We start from the raw sequence: 1,538 nt of genomic DNA, 5'->3' as shown, positions 1-1,538 counted from the left end.
GCCCGCGCCTTCTCATGCGGCGGGGCACTGTCACCGAGTTCGGCGAGTCGCCGCTCCACTTGATACGCAACCGAATCGAGCCCGTTGCGCGCGTCGACCGCCTTGCGCAGCGCCTCGTCCTCACCCCGGTTCCGTTCGGCCTCCGCCAACATGCGCTCGACCTCACCCTGATCCAGGTTGCCCTGTTCACTGATCGTGATGCTCTGTTCCTTGCCGGTATCCTTGTCGCGAGCGGTGACGTTCAGGATGCCGTTGGCGTCGATGTCGAAAATGACTTCCACCTGGGCCTCGCCACGTGGCGCGGGGCGGATGTCTTCCAGCCGGAACCGGCCCAGCACCCGGTTGTCGGCCGCACGTTCGCGTTCGCCCTGCAACACCACGACGTCCACGGCGGACTGATTGTCTTCCGCCGTGGAGAACACTTCGCTGCGCCGTGCCGGGATCGTCGTGTTCCGCTCGATGATCTTCGTCATCACCCCGCCCTGCGTCTCGACGCCGAGGGACAGTGGGGTGACATCGAGTAACAACACATCGGAAACCTCGCCTTTGAGCACGCCTGCCTGGACTGCGGCTCCGAGGGCAACGACCTCGTCCGGGTTGACGCCCATGTGGGGGTCCTTGCCGCCGGTCAGCCGGCGAACCAGCGCCTGTACAGCCGGGATACGTGTCGAACCGCCGACCAGTATCACTTCGTCGATGTCGTTGGCGGCGACCTTGGCGTCACTCATGGCCTGCTTCACCGGGCCGAGGCACCGTTCCACCAGATCGGCAGTCAAATCATCGAACTTCGATCGCATGATCGTAGTGGTGAGATGTTTGGGACCATTCGCGTCAGCGGTAACGAAAGGCAGGTTTACCTGGGCCTGGGTCACCGAGGACAGCTCAACCTTTGCCTTCTCCGCGGCTTCGAACAGTCGTTGCAACGCCTGCGCATCCTTACGCAGATCGATGTTCTCCGCGCGCTGGAATTCGTCGGCGAGGTAGTCCACCACGCGTCGATCGAAGTCGTCGCCGCCCAAGTGGGAGTCGCCGGCCGTGGAACGAACCTCGACTACCCCCTCTCCGACGTCCAGCAGGCTCACATCGAAGGTTCCGCCGCCGAGGTCGAAGACCAGTACGGTTTCGTGGGTCTGTTTGTCCATGCCGTACGCGAGTGCCGCAGCGGTCGGTTCGTTGATAATCCGCAAAACCTCGAGGCCTGCGATACGGCCGGCGTCCTTGGTGGCGTTTCGTTGCGCGTCGTTGAAGTAGGCAGGAACAGTGATGACCGCTTCCTTCACCTTCTCACCGAGGAACTTGCTCGCGTCGTCGACGAGCTTGCGCAGCACGAGAGCGCTGATCTCCTCTGGTGCGTATTTCTTGCCGCGCACGTCGAAGCGGGCCTCACCGTTGTCACCCGCTACGACGTCGAAGCTGACCGCTTTGGCTTCCTCGGAGATCTCGTCGTAGTGACGTCCGATGAAGCGTTTCGCCGAGTAGATCGTGCCCTTCGGATTCAAGATCGCCTGCCGTCGGGCAAGCTGGCCCACCAGACGCTC

1 protein-coding gene is annotated in these 1,538 nt (G+C 62.9%); it reads right to left on the bottom strand.

Translation table 11 applies throughout. From position 1 onward, the window contains the following. Positions 1 to 1,538: molecular chaperone DnaK (gene dnaK / locus YH3_RS34620; protein ID WP_064445171.1), on the bottom strand; the 1,538-nt coding region annotated here is incomplete at both ends.

The organism is Rhodococcus sp. YH3-3 (assembly GCF_001653035.1).
Classification (GTDB): Bacteria; Actinomycetota; Actinomycetes; order Mycobacteriales; family Mycobacteriaceae; genus Rhodococcus_F; species Rhodococcus_F qingshengii.
This window is presented reverse-complemented; position numbering and strand designations above follow the sequence as displayed.